The sequence below is a fragment of the Mycolicibacterium nivoides genome (genome assembly GCF_003855255.1).
GTDB lineage: Bacteria > Actinomycetota > Actinomycetes > Mycobacteriales > Mycobacteriaceae > Mycobacterium > Mycobacterium nivoides.
In genome coordinates this window covers 405,435-422,843 of sequence record NZ_CP034072.1, presented here as the reverse complement: position 1 = coordinate 422,843, position 17,409 = coordinate 405,435, and the positions used below count along the sequence as shown (strand labels likewise).

Sequence of the window (17,409 nt, the reverse complement as noted above, 5' to 3'; positions counted from 1 at the left end):
AGCTCAGATGTCGGTCTGCGCGTCGTCGGGCAGGTACTGCTGATCAAGCGTTGCGGCCCAATCGATCTGCTCCGGGATCTGCCCGGCACCGACCATCAGCTCGGAAAGATTCTTCAGCCCCTCCGCGTCGACTTTCAGGGAATAGCCCTTGGCAAGATCGGGATTACCGGCGAACGCTGCCCTCATCACTTCGGGCGACACTCCGACCAGGGGGGCGATCTCATCGGCCGCCTCACCGGGGTTGGCCACCAGCCAGTCGTTCAGTCGATCGGCGACGGTGAAGAACGCGCGCACCTTATCGGGATTCCGTTGAGCGTATTCGGCATTCACCGCGACCAGGTCGGCGGGTAGGTCGCCCACCACGTCCCTGGAATCGACGAGCACCTCGGCGTGATCGGAAGCCTGCTTGTCGGCGATGAACGGCTGCATGGCCCAACCCGCGGTGATCTGACCGGCCTTCGCAGCGGTCCAGTTGTCACCCATCGGTCCCACCGCTTGCGACTTGACCCCGAGCTTGCGCTCCAGGCCCTTGACGATCAGCTCGGTGGACGAGCCCGCAGAACTGAACCCGAGGGTGGCGTTCTCCAGTTTCCGGCCCGGTGGCGAGATCCACGAGAAGTCGTTGACCTGGAACCAGGGCGCAACCACCTTGAGGTTCGAATTCGGTTGCTGCGCCGCGAGAATCACCGAACTGTTGCCGGCGATCGCCATATCCGCGTCGCCGCTGGTGACCACACGCAGAGTGTTGCCGCCGCCACCACCGGAATAAAGATCGACGTTGACACCCTGCTCTTTGAACCAGCCCTTGTCGATTCCGACCTGCAGTATCGCCATGAACGGCAAACTGTCGACGCCGGTCGCCGAGATGCTCAGCGTATCGGCACCGCCACTTTCCGGGCCTGTCGATTCGTCGGCACAGGCGGTTGCTGCCGCGACGAGTGCTACCGCGGTACCCGCCGCGGCGAACACTTTACGAAACCAGGCCATGGACGCAAACCTCCGAGACGGGTTGAATATTGGATACACTATACGAATTACTGTGATCTAGGTCAATGTTTTTGTCCAATAGGTCAACATTTTGGTCCAATGCGGGAAGCACCGCCACCCATCCACAGCCGAGACAGCTCCAGTCCGACCGCCACACCGATCAGTGCCGCAGCCGTGGTGAACCTCGACCTCGGCGCGGCGGGTACCCGAAGGGGTGCCGCGCTCGGGACACCCGGTTCCCCGGCCCCGACCGCCACAACCGAAACGCCGTCAGCCGCAGTGAGATTCCTCCTCAGCGGGGGCGGGGCACCCGGCACCGCGCTACCGGGTGCGGGAAACTCCCCGTGAGGCCCCTCAGCCACGGCCGTCGACGATGCGCGCGAAGGTACGGATGGTGGGCGCCCGGCTCTCCCCGGGTCGCACGAACGGCACGATCGACACTTGGTCGACGCCAAGCGATTCGATCTCCTTGAGGCGCTGCGCGCATTCGTCAGGTGTCCCGGCGAGCGCAAACAGGTCGACCAGCTCGTCGGGCACCAGGTCGGCGTGCGAGGCCTCGGGATTCATGTGCTGGTAATAGTCGTAGGAGTCTCGGATCCGATCGATCACCTTCTCCAAGGCGGGATCCACCTTGGCCGGGAGCGGCCTGATCGCCACGCGGGACACGTGCGCGCGCACCAGATCCCGCGCCTTGGTCCGATCTTCGTCGATGGCCGTCGGGGTCCACAGCACCACGTGGATGTCATCGAGGGAACGGCCACTCTCGGCGGCGCCGGCTTCGATCGTCTGCAACGCCGCCTCGATGAAGTGCGGTGCAGTGCCGACGAGCACGATGACACCGTCGGCGATGCGTCCGGACATCCGCAGGATCTTCGGGGCGGAGGCGGCGATGTAGATCGGAATGTCCATCGGACCAGTGAGATAGTTGAGGTGATACTCGGAGCCGCTGGTCGGCTCCGCCACCTTCTCGCCCCTGAACAACGCGCGCAGCTCGCGGATCGACTCTTCGAGCTCAGCCAGCTTGAGCGGCTTGAGACCCATTGTCCGCAAAGACGAGTCGCCGGTACCGATGCCCAGCGCCACCCGGCCACCGGTGTATTCGGCCAGGGTCGCCCACGTGGACGCCAGCAGGGATTGATGCCGGGTCACCGCATTGGTGACGCCGGTGCCGAAGATGATGCGTTCGGTTCCGACGGCTGCGGCTCCCATGACGGTGGAGGACTCCCGCCAGATGTTCTGCGAATCCCCGAACCAGACGTTGTCGTAACCGAGCGATTCGCTCAACCGCACGTATTCACACATCGTGCCCACCGGTTCGGTCGGAAACAGACCGACTCCCTTACTCAGCACTATCGACCTCCTGGGCGACGTTGGATATCGTATCCAATCGTAGGGCGGGCCTTCGGGACGCACAACCGCAGCACGCGATCGAGGAGACGGAAACCGCCATGCAGCTAGTCAACGAGTTCTCCGTCGATGCCCCGCTCGACATCGCCTGGGCGGCACTGACGGACGTGCCCCGCGTGGTCGAGTGCATCCCTGGCGCGACGCTGGAAAGCCACGACGGTGACGACTACCGCGCCAACGTCGCCATCAAAGTGGGCCCGGTCGGACTCACCCTCGCCGGCACCGCGACGGTGATCCGTCGCGACGACGGCACGCACGAGATGGCGGTCCATGGCCAGGCCCGCGACCGGAAAGGGAACGGCTCGGCGGAAGCCACAGTCACCATGTCGGCCTGCGAACGGGGCGACCACACCGAAGTCACGGTACGTACCGACCTCGAACTAGGCGGCCGCATCGCCCAGTTCGGCAGCGGAGTCATCTCTCAGGTCAGCAATCGCATCATCGGGCAGTTCGTCCGCAAGCTCAACACGATGATTGTGGGGTCAGACGGCACCCAGAGCGCGGTCGTCGAAGTGATCCCGACCCGACGACAGGCAGGGTTCACCGAAAACGACTGGTGTTCGATCCTGTTGACCACCTTGGCCGGGATCGCGCTCGGCCTTGCGATCGGACGCACCGCCGCGCGACGGTCCTGATCAGTCGCGCACGGCTGCGACGAGTTCGAGTTCCACGCACGCGCCACCAGGCAAGGACGCCACCCCGATCGCGGTGCGGGCGTGCGCCCCGCACTCTTCTCCGAATACCTCGAGCAACAGCTCCGACGCTCCGTCGATCACCCCGGGATGGGAATCGAAATCCGAAGTGGCGCGGACGTATCCACGCAGATGCACCAGTGCGGTGACCGAATCCAGGCCGACGGCGGCATCCAACGCTGCCACGAGATTGAGGGCAGCCAGCCGCGCCTGGGCTGCCGCCTGCTCAGCGGTGACGTCAGCGCCGACCACACCCACCGCACCCCGATCGTCGGGACGACGCGCGGTGGTTCCCGAAACCCACAGCTGGTCTCCATGCCGGCGGCTCGGAAAATAGGCTCCCTTCGGCCGCGCCGGTGCAGGCAGCTCGATCCCCAACGAAGCCAAGCGTTCCCCGACCGTCACGCTCCCGGGTCCTGATTGCCGAAGACGGTGTGCAGGTGTTCGATGGCATGACTGCGGTGCTGGTGGTTCAACGCGACCACCCGATCGACATCGCGTGCCGCCATCGCATCGACCAGCAGCACGTGCTCACTGTTGACCTGGTCCAGGTCCATCAGGTGCGCATACATCGGGCGATATGCGTCAGCGGTGTTCCACAGCTGGGTGACGATCCGCTTGGTGCGCGCCATGCGACTGGCCTCGAAGGTCAGGAAGTGAAACTGCCGGTTAGCCAGGCCCACCCCGATGAGATCAGCCTCGGCTGCGGCCCGGTCCATCACGGCCATCTGCTCACGCATGGCATCGATGAGTTCGTCGGTGACCGCCGGCATCGCATCACGAATGAGTTCGGCCTCGAGGATGTCGCGAATCCGGAACACCTCGACGAGTTCGTCCAACCCGAGTTGCGCGACGCGATATCCGCTGTGCGGCACGTAGGTGATGTACTCCTCGGCCTCAAGGGTTTTCAGCGCCTCGCGAACCGGAATTCGCGACATACCGAACTGCTCGGCCAGGCTCTCCTGCACGATCCAGCTGCCGGGCGCGAGTTTGCCACTGGTGATGTCGCGTCGCAGCGCTTCGGCCACCGCTTGCTGGGCGGTCTTGGGCCGGACGAAATCCGACCGCGCTCCAGTGGCGGAGGCGGACGCGACGGCTGTACGCCGGTTGGCTGTTCGCGGTGGCATCAAATCTCGCTTTCGCTAATATTGGATACTCTATGCGATCACCAGGTTGCTATGCCAGATCGCCGCCCCTTTGCGGCGCGTCATAACTGCAGAGTTGACCGTCGAACGTAGTCAACGGCTCAGATCAGCTCGATCGCCTCGGCGATCGACGGCATTACCCGGCTGGGCCGGAATGGATAGCGTTCGATGTCCTCGACCGACGTCGAACCGGTGAGCACCAGGATGGTGTCCAGCCCCGCCTCGATACCGGCCACCACATCGGTGTCCATCCGATCCCCCACCATGACGGTGTTCTCCGAGTGCGCCTCGATCCGATTGAGCGCGCTGCGGAACATCATCGGATTGGGCTTGCCGACGAAATAGGGGTCGCGTCCGGTGGCCTTGGTGATCATCGCGGCAACCGACCCGGTAGCCGGCAGCGGCCCCTCCGCCGACGGGCCACTGACGTCAGGATTGGTGGCGATGAACCGGGCACCGCCGAGGATCAACCGGACGGCTTTGGTGATCGCCTCGAACGAGTAGGTGCGGGTCTCCCCCAGCACCACATAGTCCGGCGCGATGTCGGTCAGGGTGTAACCAGCCTCGTGCAGCGCGGTGGTCAGCCCGGCCTCACCGATCACATAGGCCGAGCCGCCCGGCAGCTGATCGTCGAGAAACGCGGCGGTCGCCAGCGCCGACGTCCAGATCGCAGCCTCGGGGACGATCAAGCCCGAGCGAGCCAGCCGGGCAGCCAGGTCACGCGGCGTGAAGATCGAATTGTTGGTCAGCACCAGGAATGGCCGTTCCTTGTCGGCCAATGTCTGCAGGAATTCAGCGGCACCCGGGAGCGCATGTTCTTCGCGCACCAGGACGCCGTCCATGTCGGTTAGCCAGCACTGGGCAGGTGAACGCACGAGTCCAGTGTCCCAACTTGCGCCGCCGCTCAGGGGCCAACGAAGTTATCCGCAGGGTGCGGCGACGTCACAGCCCGGTGAACGCCGATGCCCGGCCACGCCAATGGCGCAGCCGGGCATCGGGATCGGACGTCAGTTCGTGTGCTGATCGGCGACGTCGAGCGCCTTGTCCAGGATCGCCAGACCTTCGCGCGCCTCTTCCGCGGTGACATTGCACGGCGGCACCACGTGGACGCGGTTGAAGTTGGCGAACGGCAGCAGACCATTGGCCTTGCACGCGCCGACCACGGCGTTCATCGCCGGGCTGGACCCACCGTACGGCGCCAACGGCTCCCGGGTCTGCTGGTCGGCGACCAGTTCGACGGCCCAGAACACACCGGCGCCGCGCACCTCACCGACGCTGCGGTGCTTGGCGGCCAGCTCGGCCAGGCCCGGCGCCAGAACCTCGGCGCCGATCTTGGCCGCGTTCTCGACCATGCCCTCGTCGGCCATCGCATTGATGGTCGCGACGGCGGCCGCGGTGGCCAGCGGATGCCCGGAGTAGGTCAACCCACCCGGGTAGGCGCGATGCGCGAACGTCTCGTAGATGGCCGGGCTGATCGCCACACCACCGAGCGGCACGTAACCGGAGTTGACGCCCTTGGCGAAGGTGAGCAGATCCGGCACCACGTCGAAGTGGTCGATGGAGAACCACTTTCCGCTGCGGCCGAATCCCGCCATCACCTCGTCGGCGATGAACACGATGCCGTAGCGGTCGCAGATCTCCCGCACCCCGGCCATGTATCCGGGCGGGGGCACCATGATGCCGGCAGTACCCGGAATCGACTCCAGGATGATCGCCGCGATGGTGGCCGGGCCCTCCATCTGGATCAGCTTGTCGAGGTACTCCAGCGCGCGTTGCGATTCCTGTTCCTCGGTCTCGGCGTAGAACGACGAGCGATACAGAAACGGTCCGTTGAAGTGCACGATGCCGGCGTTGCCGCGGTCGTTGGGCCAGCGCCGCGGGTCACCGGTCAGGTTGATCGCGGTGTCGGTGCCACCGTGGTAGGCCCGGTACCGCGACAGCACCTTGTAGCGACCCGTGTGCAGGCGGGCCATGCGCACCGCGTGCTCGACCGCGTCGGCACCGCCGTTGGTGAAGAACACCTTGTTCAGCTCACCGGGGGTGCGCTCGGCGATCAGCCGGGCCGCCTCCGAGCGGGCCGCGTTGGCGTACTGCGGGGCCACCGTGCACAGCTTGGCGGCCTGCTCGGCAATGGCGGCAACAACTTTCGGGTGCTGGTGGCCGATGTTGGTGTTGACCAACTGGCAGGAGAAGTCCAGCAGGCGGTTGCCGTCGCCGTCCCACACGTACGAACCCTGCGCGGCGGTGATCGTCATCGGCGAGATCTCCTCCTGCGCCGACCAGGAGTGGAACACGTGTGCGCGGTCGAGTTCATAGGCCCGCGCGGCCTCGGCCTTCGCCGCCTCGACGGTCAACCCGTTGGGCAGCGCGGCGGACTCTTGAATCACAGTCATGGGTGAAATTCTCTCACTTGTTCTCGGGGAAGCCGAGGTTGATGCCCCCGTGGCTGGGGTCCAGCCAGCGGGTGGTGATGGCCTTGGTCCGGGTGAAGAAGTGCACACCTTCGGCGCCGTGGGCGTGGCTGTCGCCGAACAGCGATGCCTTCCAGCCGCCAAAGCTGAAGTAGGCCATGGGAACCGGGATCGGCACGTTGATGCCGACCATGCCGACCTCGACCTCGTTCTGGAAACGCCGCGCGGCGCCGCCGTCGTTGGTGAAGATCGCCGTGCCGTTGCCGTAGGGGTTGTTGTTGATCAACTCAAGAGCCTCGTCGTAGGACTCGACGCGCAGCACCGACAGCACCGGGCCGAAGATCTCGTCCGTGTAGACGCTCATCTCGGGGGTGACGTTGTCGAGCAGGGTCGGGCCCAGCCAGAAGCCGTCGGCTCCGCCGTTGGCGATGACGGTGCGACCGTCGAGCACGACCTTGGCCCCGTCGGCCTCGCCGGCATCGATGTAGGAGGCCACCTTGTCGCGGTGGACCTTGGTGACCAACGGGCCCATGTCCGAATCCTTGGTTCCGTCACCGGTTTTGATGGTGGCGGCGCGCTCGGCGATCTTGGCCACCAGGTCGTCGGCGATGGGACCGACGGCGACCGCGGCGGAGATCGCCATGCAGCGCTCACCGGCGGAGCCGAAACCGGCGTTGACCATGGCGTCGGCGGCCAGGTCCAGATCGGCGTCGGGCAGGATCACGGCGTGGTTCTTGGCCCCGCCCAATGCCTGCACGCGCTTGCCGGCCGCGGTGGCGGTGGCGTAGACGTACTGCGCGATCGGGGTGGAGCCGACGAAGGAGATCGCCTTGATCTTGGGGTTGGTCAGCAGCTCGTCGACCGCGGTCTTGTCCCCCTGCAGCACGTTGAACACGCCCTCGGGCAAGCCGGCCTCGGCCCACAGGCGGGCCATCCACAGCGCAGCGCTGGGGTCCTTCTCCGAGGGCTTGAGCACCACGGTGTTGCCCGCGGCGATGGCGATCGGGAAGAACCACATCGGCACCATGGCCGGGAAGTTGAACGGCGAGATGATGCCGACCGGTCCCAGCGGCTGCAGCACGGAGTGCACATCCACGTTGGTCGAGGCGTTCTCGCTGAATCCGCCCTTGAGCAGACTCGGGATGCCGCACGCGAATTCGACGACCTCGAGGCCCCGGCTCACCTCACCGAGGGCATCGGAGAGCACCTTGCCGTGCTCGGCGGTGATGAGCGCGGCCACCTCCTCCTTACGGGCGTTCAGCAGCTCGCGGAACGCGAACAGCACCGAGGTGCGCTTGGCGAGCGACGTGTCGCGCCAGGCCGGGAAGGCCGCCGCGGCGGCGTCGATCACCGCGCGCGCGTCATCCACGCTGGCCAGTGCGACCTCACCGGTCACCGCGCCCGTGGCCGGGTTGGTTACCGGGGCGGTGGCGGTCGAAGTCCCGGCAAAGATCTTGCCGTCGCGCCAGTGCTGGATGACATTGCTCATGGGTCCGAACCTTCCTGCGGCATTGGGGTACGGCTATCACTCTGAGCCACCATTCACGCCGTCGGAGCGATCAATTTGTAAGTCTCATCTGATCGTTTATTACACTTTGTCAATGATCCCGACCGTGCGCGACATCATCGGGCTTCCGGTGGTCCGGGCCGGCCAGCCCGAGGTACTCAGCGCGCAACAACTCGACCGCCCGGTGCGGTGGGTCCATGTCAGCGATATGCCCGACCTCGCCGGCCTGTTGCAAGGTGGCGAACTGGTGCTCACCACCGGCGCCGCACTCCGCGACGCGCCCCGTGACTACCTGCGAGGGATGCAGCGCGCCGGTGCGGTCGGCGTGGTGGTCGAACTGGGCACCCGCATCGAATCGCTTCCCGACAGTGTTGGCGAGACGGCCCAAACCCTCGGCCTCGCGCTTGTCGTGCTGCACCAGGAGACCAAGTTCGTCGAGGTCACCGAGGCGGTGCACCGGCTCATCGTCGCCGACCAGTACGAGGAACTCGAGTTCGCCCACCGCACCCACAAGACCTTCACCGAGTTGAGCATGAAGCGCCCGACGATGGCGGACATCGTGCGGGCAGCAGCCGAGATGATCGACGAATCGGTGGTACTCGAGGATCTGTCGCACCAGGTGCTGGCGATCTCACCCCGCAACGAGCCGGCCACCGGCGTCCTGTCCGACTGGCAACGCCGGTCCCGGGCGATGACCGAACCGTGGGCCACCACCGCCGTGGGCCCTCGCGCCGAGGAGTGGGGCCGGCTGATCGTGCCGCGCACCCCGTCCGCGCCGGCCAAGACCAAGATGGTCCTCGAACGCGCCGCCCAGGCGCTGGCCCTGCAGCGGATGGCCGAACGCGGCCGGTCCGGCCTCGAGCATCAGGCCCAGAGCGGGTTGATCGACGATGTACTGGGCGGACGGATCGACGACGACCGCGAGGCGGACGCGCGGGCCCTGGCCCTCGGCCTGCGGGCCGGGGGCCCGTACCTCCCGGCCACGGTCCGGGTCGGTGCGCCAGCGGACCGGCTCGACCCGGTCGGCACGCAACGCCGGAACATCCGCATCCTCGATGCCGTCGCCCACAGCGTGAAAGCCCAAGGGCACAGCGCGATCTGCTCGATCCGGCGGGACGGCGAGATCGGCCTGGTGCTGGCACTGAACCATCGGCGCGGATCCAGCGCCGATGCCACGCTCAGCCGCCTGGCCGAGGGCTGGCGGGAGGCCATCGCGCGCGGCGGCGACACCGACAAGGTCGTCATCGCCGTCGGCGGAGACGCCGGTGCGTTCGCCGACGCCGTCCACGGCTTGCGCGAGGCCGCTCACGTCGCCGAGGTCGCGGCGTCGATGTCGGATCTGACGCGTCCGTTCGTGCGCGCCTCCGATGTCCGGCTGCGCGGGCTGATCACGTTGCTGCTCGACGATCCGCGAGTCCAGATGTTCGCCGAAACCGAACTCAGGACCCTGCTGATCCACGCCGCCGAGCAGGGCAGCGACGACGTGGCAGTGCTGCGCGGTTACCTGGAACTCGCGGGCAACAAGTCCGCACTGGCCAAACGCCTGCACATGAGCCGCCCGGCCCTCTACAGCCGGCTGGCCTCGATCGAACGCCGACTCGGCGTCAACCTCGACGACGGCGAATCGATGACCTCACTGCACGTGGCGTTGCTCATCCTCGACGCCCAGCGCAGCGCCAGCCCGCAAGCTGCACCCTGATCCACTCAATCGGTGAGCAGCTTCTTCTGCACCTTGCCCATCGCGTTTCTCGGCAGCTCGCCGACGAACACGACTTCGCGCGGCCGCTTGTGCTGCGACAGCGTCTGGGACACGAACTCGATGAGACCGTCGGCGAGCTGAGGGCGGTTCCCGTCATCGGCCACCACGTATGCCACGACCCGCTGCCCCAAGTCGGCATCCGCGCGTCCGACAACAGCTGCCTCACGCACCGACGGATGGGCCAGCAGCGCGGTTTCGACCTCGCCCGCGCCGATGCGGTATCCGCCCGACTTGATCAGATCCACTGATTCCCGCCCGACGATTCGGTGGAATCCGTCCGTGTCGCGGGTGGCGACGTCTCCGGTCATGAACCAGCCGTCGTCGGTCCATGCGTCCGCCGTGGCCTCGGGTCGATTGAGGTAGCCGTCGAACAGCATGGGGCCGCGAACCTGGAGCCGTCCGATACTGGTGCCGTCGTCGGGAACTACCTGACCGTCCTCCGTGCGCAGCCGGGTATCGACGCCGAGAACGGGTTGACCGACCGAGCCGGGCCTGCGTTCGCCGTCCGCGCGGGTGGAAAGGGTGATCATCGTTTCGCTCATGCCGTACCGCTCGATCGGTGTGCAACCGGTGAGCTCGGCGATGCGGTGGAACACCGGCGTGACCAACGGCGCGCTACCGGATACCAGCAGCCGGGCACCACGCAGCGCCCGCGCCGATGCTTCGTCGGCGGCGATGCGCGACCACACCGTGGGCACGCCGAAGTACATCGTCCCGGCCGCGGCGGCATAGCGCTCCGGCCGCGGTTTGACGGTATGGACCACGCGGGAGCCGATGCGCAACGAGGCGAGCACGCCGAGCATCAGTCCGTGTAGGTGGAACAACGGCAGACCGTGCACCACCGTGTCGTCGCGTGTCCATTGCCAGGCTTCGGCAACGGCGTCGATACCGGCCGCGAGCGCCCGATGGCTGAGATTGACACCCTTGGGCGCACCGGTGGTCCCCGAGGTGTACAAGATCATCGCGACAGCTTCGGGAGACGGCGCCTCCGGCAATTCGCCACTGGAACGCCGGACCGTTGCCGGTATCGCGGGGAGTTCGGAATCCCGGTGCGGCGGCCCCGCCCAACACGTGACACGCGCATCGGTGAGCATGTGCCGCAGTTCGGCAGAGCCGGAGTCGGGTGGAATGGGCACCACTGGAACGCCGGCCAACAGGCAGCCGACCACAGCGACGACCGTCTCCAGCGTCGGTTGGGCGCACACGGCAACCGGTCCCCCGTCAGGCAATGCGCCGGCAAGCGCGCAGGCAGCCTCGAACAGCTGAGCCCGCGACACGCTCCGTGCACCCACAGAGAGTGCGGCGGCAGTGTCGACCGAGTCGCTCCCGGCAGGGTCAAGAGACGTCAAAAACATCGGCGGACAAGTCCTTTCATTGCTTGCGGCGGACACTCACAACACCGTGCCCGGCAGGACAAGGGCACCGACCAGCAGCACCGGGCCGATCACCACCATCGACAGCCCCCAGCGCATCAGCAGCCTGGTCATGCGGGGCCGTTGCGCTTCGTCGACGGTGGTCGCCACCAGCGTCGCGCCCACCGTCGAGAACGGCGACACGTCAACGATCGACGCGCACACGCCGAGCGCACACATCAGCGCCCAGCCGGGGATGCCTCCGGCGGCCACCAGGGGCAGAGCGAGCGGAACGAGTGCCGCCAGCATGCCCGTGGTCGAGGCGAACGCCGAGACAAGCCCTGCCACAAGGCATATGAACAGCGCAGAGACGAGCGGGACGCCGATGTGGCCGGCGAATTCACCGAGCAGATCGACCGATCCCAGCTTGTCGAGCACGCCGACGAACGTGATGATTCCGCCCACCAGCAGAACTGTCGACCAGTCGATCCGGGGAATCGCCTTGTTTCCTGATCGTGGATCCACGAGGGTGAGCACCGCGCCGAGTGCGAATGCCAGTACGCCGATGTCGGGATCCATGCCTGCCAGCGACATTCCGATGACCGCGCCGATCAGGCCGACCATGGCTGCAACGGTGACAATCTGGTTGGGCGTGAAGGGGTTTCGTTCCGGTCCGGATGGCAGGTCCGGGCTCGATGCGCCGCCACGGGGCACGTCCCGCCCACCACCACCGCCGACTGTGATCAGTCGATCCTCGGCGGGGATGGCCACCGCCGGCTCGGTGACCACATTGCGGTGCAGCAGTTTGAGTCCTCCGAACAGGACGTATGCCGCCACCAGCAAAACCAGGTTGACCGTCAGGGCCACGACGAACAGCACGAACGGGTTGAGGTCGATGCCGGCCTGGTGCGCGGTGCCGTAGGTGACGATGCCGAACAGGCTGGTTGGCGCGAACGCCCCAGCGCTCAGGCCGGTGCCGATCGACAGAGCCATCAGCATCGGATCGATCGCGCGCTTGTCGGCCACCATCATGCCGATCGGCGCCATCACCAACCCGCCCAGCGGGGAGCCCATCGCCGAGATCGCCGCGGTCAGCAGGAAGAACACCAGGGGCAGCAGCACTGTCCGGTGCCCGACCTTGGCCAGGGTGACCTCGATGATCCGGTCGATGGTGCCGTTGGCGTGGGCGATCCCGAAGAAATAGGTCACCCCGACCAGCAGCACCAGGATGTCGATCGGGAAGCCGTCGATGATGTCGTCGATCGGCATGCCCGCCATTCCGAGCCCCACCCCGCACGCCGCGGCGAACATCAACACGCCCAGGTGGGCATTGCGCCATGCCGAAACCGCGAAGACACCGACAAAGATCGCCAGCGCCAGCAGCTGAATTGTCATTCCATCGCCTTTCGAAACGTTGGACCCGCTTCCCCAACTGGTCCACTGTGTGGCACAGTGGTCTACTGTATGAACCGGTGCGGGTAAGCTAGCTCACATCCGTGCCACGGGTCAATGTGGATCGCCGAGGAGGGCGCGTGTCGACGAACAGCGTGGTGTCCGCGTTTCAGGTGTTGGAAACGGTCGCACGAATGCAGCCGGTGGGGCTGTCCGAGCTCACGCGTGCGGTCGGCCTGCCAAAGAGCACGGTGCAGAGGTGTTTGCTGACGCTGCACGAGATCGGCTGGCTGCGACCAACTTCCGCGCAACCCACCCGGTGGAACCTGACGTACCGGGCGTTTTCCGTCGGCAGCCGGGCCGGCGATCATCAGCTGATGCGCGAAACCGCGCTCCCGTTCCTCAACGAGTTGCAGCTCGATACCACCGAGACCATTCACCTTGCCGCACCAGACGGACCGGAGTTGGTACTCATCGAACGCTTGGACACCCCGCATCCGCTGCGCGCCTTCATGCCATTGGGATCACGAATTCCGTTGCACGCCTCCGCAACCGGAATCGCCTTTCTCGCAGCCAGCACCGACGATTACGTCGCGCGATATCTTTCGCAGCAGCTTGCACCGCAGACCGAACACACGATCACCGATCCGGACCGGTTGAACGAGACCATCGACTTGGTGCGGACGCGGGGATACTCGGTGAACGAGCAGGGCCTGAACGCCGGCATCACCGCACTCGGCGCCAGTATCGTCAACGCACAGCGCGAACCCGTCGGATCGGTCTCGATATCGGGACCGAGCAGCAGGATTACCGCCGACAAGTTCGCTAGGTTCGGATGTGCGGTGCGCGAGACCGCGCAACGAATCTCCGCGGCATTGTGAACCCGCGCAGAAAACTCTGGAGAGGCGATACCGAGATGGCTGATCGCAATGTGCTGGGTGGCCCGCTGGCGGAGTGTGGCACCGACCCGCTCACCGGCTTCTACCGCGACGGCTGCTGCTCGACCGGCGACGCCGACGCGGGCCGGCACACAATCTGTGCGGTGGTGACCGCCGAATTCCTCGAACATCAGCAATCCATCGGCAACGACCTGTCGACGCCGGCACCGCAGTACCGGTTTCCCGGCCTGACACCCGGGGACCGCTGGTGCGTCACCGCGGTCAACTGGCTGCGCGCACACGACGACGGCAAGGCCGCCCCGGTGGTGCTGGCAGCCACCCATGAACGCACCCTCGACCTTGTGCCCCTCGACGTCCTCCAGCAGTACGCCGTCGACGTGCCCGACGACCTGGGCAGCCTCTGAGGCTCCGTAGGCTCGTGGTGTGAGCGTCGCACCTGATCCGACCGTCATCCTGGACAACCGCTTCGCCCGCGCGCTTCCCGAGATGGCCGTCGCGTGGCAGGCCGAGGCGGCCCCGGCACTGCGGCTGCTCGTGCTCAACGAGCCGCTCGCCGACGAGCTCGGCCTCGATGCCTCCTGGCTGCGCAGCCCCGACGGGCTCGGTCTGCTGTCGGGCACCGTGGTCCCCGACGGCGCCACACCCGTCGCGCAGGCCTACGCCGGTCATCAGTTCGGCGGATACGTCCCACGGCTGGGCGATGGCCGTGCGCTGCTGCTCGGTGAGTTCGTCGGCCCCGGCGACCGTCCCCGCGACCTGCATCTCAAAGGATCGGGACGTACCCCGTTCGCCCGGGGCGGCGACGGCCTGGCCGTCGTCGGGCCCATGCTGCGCGAGTACATCGTGAGCGAGGCCATGCACGCCATGGGCATTCCCACGACCCGGGCACTGGCCGTCGTCGCCACCGGACGCGACGTCCGGCGCGAAACCCTGCTGCCCGGGGCGGTGCTGGCCAGGGTCGCCGGCAGCCATCTACGTGTCGGCAGTTTCCAGTACGCCATCGCACATGCCCAGGCCGCCGGCGATATCGGGTTGCTGCGCCGGCTGGCCGACCACGCCATCGCCCGCCACCATCCCGGTGCGGCCGACGCCGCCAACCCATACCTGGCTCTCTACGAGGCGGTCATCTCGGCGCAGGCCTCGCTGCTCGCGCAGTGGATGCTGGTCGGGTTCGTACACGGCGTGATGAACACCGACAACATGACCATCTCGGGTGAGACCATCGACTATGGGCCGTGCGCATTCATGGAAACCTTCGATCCCGCAACGGTATTCAGTTCGATCGACCATGGCGGCCGGTACGCCTACGGCAACCAGCCGACCGTGGCCGCGTGGAACCTGGCCCGCTTCGCCGAAACCCTGCTCCCCCTGCTCGCCGACGACGGTGAGCAGGCCGTCGAGCTGGCCACCCGAGCGCTGCACGGGTTCGGGCCGCAGTTCGACGCGGCGTGGTCGGCGGGTATGCGCGCCAAGCTCGGCCTGCCCGCCGATGTCACCGACGAAGCAGCACGCACTCTGATCGACGACCTGCTTGCGCTGCTGCAGCAGAACCGAACTGACTACACGTCGTTCTTCCGTGACCTCGGCCGTACCGCGGGCGGAGAGAGCAGGATCGCCGCCGGGTTCGACGAGTGGCTGGCGCGGTGGCGTGCCCTCGACCCCGACACCGCCGCGATGGACCGGGTGAATCCCGTCTACATCCCCCGCAATCACCTCGTCGAGGAAGCACTGAACCCCGCTACGAACGGCGACCTGGAACCCGTCGAGCACCTGATGGACGCCCTCACGGCGCCCTATGACGAACGCCCCGGGCTCGAACGATATGCCGCACCCGCGCCCGCCGACTTCGGTGCCTACCGCACGTTCTGCGGAACCTGAGGACCAGCCGCTACCGTAGGTCGGGTGACGACGATCACGATGGATACTCCGGCCGGCCCGATCGACGCTCTCCTCAGCCTCCCAAGCGGCGAAGGACCGTGGCCCGGGGTGGTGATCATTCATGACGCGATCGGCCACGGACCCGACAATGAGGCGATCTCGGAACGCGTCGCGGCGGCCGGCTATGTCGCGCTCACGCCGAACCTCTACTCCCGCGGCGGCAGGGCCCGGTGTATCACCCGGGTGTTCCGTGAACTGCTGACCCAGCGCGGCCGGGCGCTCGACGACATCCTGGCCGCGCGCGACCACCTGCGCGCGCACCCGCAGTGCAACGGGACCATCGGCATCGCGGGGTTCTGCATGGGCGGCCAGTTCGCTCTGATCATGGGCCCCAAGGGATTCGGCGCCTCAGCGCCGTTCTACGGCACCCCGCTGCCGAGGCGGCTAGACCAGACGTTGAACGCCTCGTGCCCGGTGGTGGCCAGCTTCGGCCGCCGCGATCCGATGGGCATCGGTGCCGCCGGCCGGCTGCAGCGCGTCGTGGACGACAAGAACATCCCGGCCGACATCAAGGTCTACCCCGAAGCCGGGCACAGCTTCGCCAATCAGCTACCGGGGCAGGCCTTTCTGCGGATTGCCGGCTTCGGCTACAACGAGGCCGCCACCGCCGACGCCTGGTCGCGGGTGTTTGCGTTCTTCGGCGAGCACCTGGGGGCTAAAGCCAACTGAGCCCGGCCACCACCAGCGCCTCGGTACCGGTGTCCAACGTCGGCTGGATCACCGGGGCGAACCGCGGAGAATGGTTGACCGGAATGTCCACACGAGCGCGATCGGCGGCCACCGCCGCGCGGAAGGCCTCGTCGTCGATTCCGCCGAAACCCCAATAGGTGTAGGGCGCTCCCAGCGCAGCCGGGATGTCGCTGAAGTCTTCACTGGCCGATCCGGCCGGCATGGTCTGCGCCCGGTCGCCGAAGTACTCACCGAACGCGGCCTCGACACGAGCCGTCACCGCTTCGTCGTTGACGGTCAGCGGAAAGCTGGCGTACAACTCGAACTCCGGGTCGCGCGGCGAGTCGGACGCCTGGCACTCGGCGATCACCACGCGCCGGATCGCGGCGAGCACCGCGGTGCGCACCGATTCGTCGAAGGTGCGCAGGTTGAGTTCGAGTACCGCATGATCACCGATGACGTTGCTCTTGGTCCCCGCCTGAATGCTGCCGACGGTCAGGACGACCGTCTGGCTCGGATCCACCTCGCGCGACACGATCGTCTGTAAGCGGATGACGATCATCGACGCCAGCACCACCGGATCCACCGTCGCCTGCGGCATCGAACCGTGCCCACCACGACCGAAGACCGTGATTCTCATGCTGTCGGCCGCAGACAACACCGGTCCGCTGCGGGTACGCAGCTGCCCGGCCGGCGCCGGAAATACATGCTGGGCCAACGCCACATCGATTGGGCCGACCAGATCGGCCAGACCGTCCTCGGCCATCCCGCGGGCCCCGTCGCCCACCTCTTCGGCGGGTTGGAAAACCGCGATCACCGTGCCACGCCAGTGATCCGTCGCCCGGGCGAACAAATCCGCCGCACCCAGCAGACAGGTCACGTGCGTGTCGTGACCACAGGCATGCATCACGCCGGCCTCGCTACTCGCATACGGCAGACCCGTTGCCTCGGTCACCGGCAGCGCATCCATATCCGCACGCAACAGCACCCGGGGACCGTCGCCGTTCCTCAGCACCCCGACCACACCGGTTCCCCCGACACCTTCATGGACGGTCAGGCCGGACTCCCGTAGGCGGGCGGCCACCACGCCGGCAGTGCGTCGTTCCTGATGTGAGAGCTCGGGATGCTGATGCAGGTCCCGATAGAGCGGCTCTTGCCATGCCCGCACCGCGGGTAGATGCGCCAGCACGGCCTCGGCGCGGCGGCGAACATCGTCGGGTCCGGTACTGACAGCCGCCATCGCGTCGCCCC

General features: G+C 66.8%; 16 protein-coding genes. 6 read left to right on the top strand and 10 right to left on the bottom strand.

All coding sequences use genetic code 11. The features are described 5' to 3' along the window. Positions 1 to 3 precede the first annotated feature (3 nt). Positions 4 to 987 (bottom strand): ABC transporter substrate-binding protein, encoded by a 984-nt coding sequence (locus EH231_RS02095; RefSeq protein WP_090425079.1) that lies wholly within the window; start codon positions 985 to 987, stop codon positions 4 to 6. Between the two features lie 354 nt (positions 988 to 1,341). Next, on the bottom strand, positions 1,342 to 2,337 hold the full coding sequence (locus EH231_RS02085) for an LLM class flavin-dependent oxidoreductase (protein ID WP_234927095.1): 996 nt from the start codon (positions 2,335 to 2,337) through the stop codon (positions 1,342 to 1,344). 98 nt (positions 2,338 to 2,435) lie between these two features. On the opposite strand from EH231_RS02085, the gene EH231_RS02080 reads away from it, so the two are divergent. Further along, positions 2,436 to 3,029 carry an SRPBCC family protein gene (locus EH231_RS02080; protein ID WP_124711782.1) on the top strand — a complete coding sequence of 198 codons (594 nt, stop codon included), beginning with the start codon at positions 2,436 to 2,438 and terminating at the stop codon, positions 3,027 to 3,029. Here the strand turns inward: EH231_RS02080 and EH231_RS02075 are convergent, their stop codons facing one another. The 5 genes from EH231_RS02075 to EH231_RS02055 all read right to left on the bottom strand — a co-directional run bounded on the left by EH231_RS02075 (position 3,030) and on the right by EH231_RS02055 (position 8,131). Continuing rightward, a complete protein-coding gene (locus EH231_RS02075; protein ID WP_090425077.1) occupies positions 3,030 to 3,491 on the bottom strand; it encodes a RidA family protein in 462 nt (153 codons plus the stop codon). Then, positions 3,488 to 4,213, bottom strand: a complete 726-nt coding sequence (locus EH231_RS02070) for a GntR family transcriptional regulator (RefSeq protein WP_124711781.1) — start codon at positions 4,211 to 4,213, stop codon at positions 3,488 to 3,490. Before EH231_RS02070 ends, EH231_RS02075 begins: the two co-directional genes overlap by 4 nt. 119 nt (positions 4,214 to 4,332) lie before the next feature. Next, positions 4,333 to 5,106, bottom strand: coding sequence for an HAD-IIA family hydrolase (locus tag EH231_RS02065; RefSeq protein WP_124711780.1), 774 nt, complete (start codon positions 5,104 to 5,106; stop codon positions 4,333 to 4,335). Between the two features lie 132 nt (positions 5,107 to 5,238). Continuing rightward, entirely contained in the window at positions 5,239 to 6,624 is a 1,386-nt protein-coding gene (locus EH231_RS02060) for an aspartate aminotransferase family protein (protein WP_090425074.1), read from the bottom strand. 13 nt (positions 6,625 to 6,637) lie between these two features. Beyond that, positions 6,638 to 8,131, bottom strand: a complete 1,494-nt coding sequence (locus tag EH231_RS02055) for a CoA-acylating methylmalonate-semialdehyde dehydrogenase (RefSeq protein WP_090425073.1) — start codon at positions 8,129 to 8,131, stop codon at positions 6,638 to 6,640. A gap of 112 nt (positions 8,132 to 8,243) precedes the next feature. Between EH231_RS02055 and EH231_RS02050 the strand changes: the two genes are divergently transcribed. Next, entirely contained in the window at positions 8,244 to 9,848 is a 1,605-nt protein-coding gene (locus tag EH231_RS02050; protein ID WP_090425072.1) for a PucR family transcriptional regulator, read from the top strand. Between the two features lie 5 nt (positions 9,849 to 9,853). On the opposite strand, the gene EH231_RS02045 is transcribed toward EH231_RS02050, so the two are convergent. Both EH231_RS02045 and EH231_RS02040 read right to left on the bottom strand, forming a co-directional pair. Further along, a complete protein-coding gene (locus EH231_RS02045; protein WP_124711779.1) occupies positions 9,854 to 11,263 on the bottom strand; it encodes an acyl-CoA synthetase in 1,410 nt (469 codons plus the stop codon). 36 nt (positions 11,264 to 11,299) lie between these two features. After that, complete coding sequence (locus EH231_RS02040) at positions 11,300 to 12,655, bottom strand: SLC13 family permease (RefSeq protein WP_090425070.1); 1,356 nt, start codon at positions 12,653 to 12,655, stop codon at positions 11,300 to 11,302. A gap of 137 nt (positions 12,656 to 12,792) precedes the next feature. On the opposite strand from EH231_RS02040, the gene EH231_RS02035 reads away from it, so the two are divergent. Genes EH231_RS02035 through EH231_RS02020 form a run of 4 tightly spaced genes read left to right on the top strand, consistent with a single transcriptional unit; the run spans position 12,793 to position 16,158 of the window. Then, positions 12,793 to 13,533 (top strand): IclR family transcriptional regulator, encoded by a 741-nt coding sequence (locus EH231_RS02035; RefSeq protein WP_124711778.1) that lies wholly within the window; start codon positions 12,793 to 12,795, stop codon positions 13,531 to 13,533. A gap of 35 nt (positions 13,534 to 13,568) precedes the next feature. Further along, positions 13,569 to 13,955 carry a DUF2237 family protein gene (locus EH231_RS02030; RefSeq protein ID WP_090425068.1) on the top strand — a complete coding sequence of 129 codons (387 nt, stop codon included), beginning with the start codon at positions 13,569 to 13,571 and terminating at the stop codon, positions 13,953 to 13,955. Positions 13,956 to 13,974: 19 nt separating this feature from the next. Next, positions 13,975 to 15,429, top strand: coding sequence for a protein adenylyltransferase SelO (locus tag EH231_RS02025; protein ID WP_124711777.1), 1,455 nt, complete (start codon positions 13,975 to 13,977; stop codon positions 15,427 to 15,429). Between the two features lie 24 nt (positions 15,430 to 15,453). After that, on the top strand, positions 15,454 to 16,158 hold the full coding sequence (locus EH231_RS02020; protein WP_164480737.1) for a dienelactone hydrolase family protein: 705 nt from the start codon (positions 15,454 to 15,456) through the stop codon (positions 16,156 to 16,158). Here the strand turns inward: EH231_RS02020 and EH231_RS02015 are convergent. Then, positions 16,145 to 17,347 carry an amidohydrolase gene (locus EH231_RS02015; RefSeq protein WP_090426035.1) on the bottom strand — a complete coding sequence of 401 codons (1,203 nt, stop codon included), beginning with the start codon at positions 17,345 to 17,347 and terminating at the stop codon, positions 16,145 to 16,147. The two genes, EH231_RS02020 and EH231_RS02015, sit on opposite strands and share 14 nt — an antisense overlap. Positions 17,348 to 17,409 lie beyond the last annotated feature (62 nt).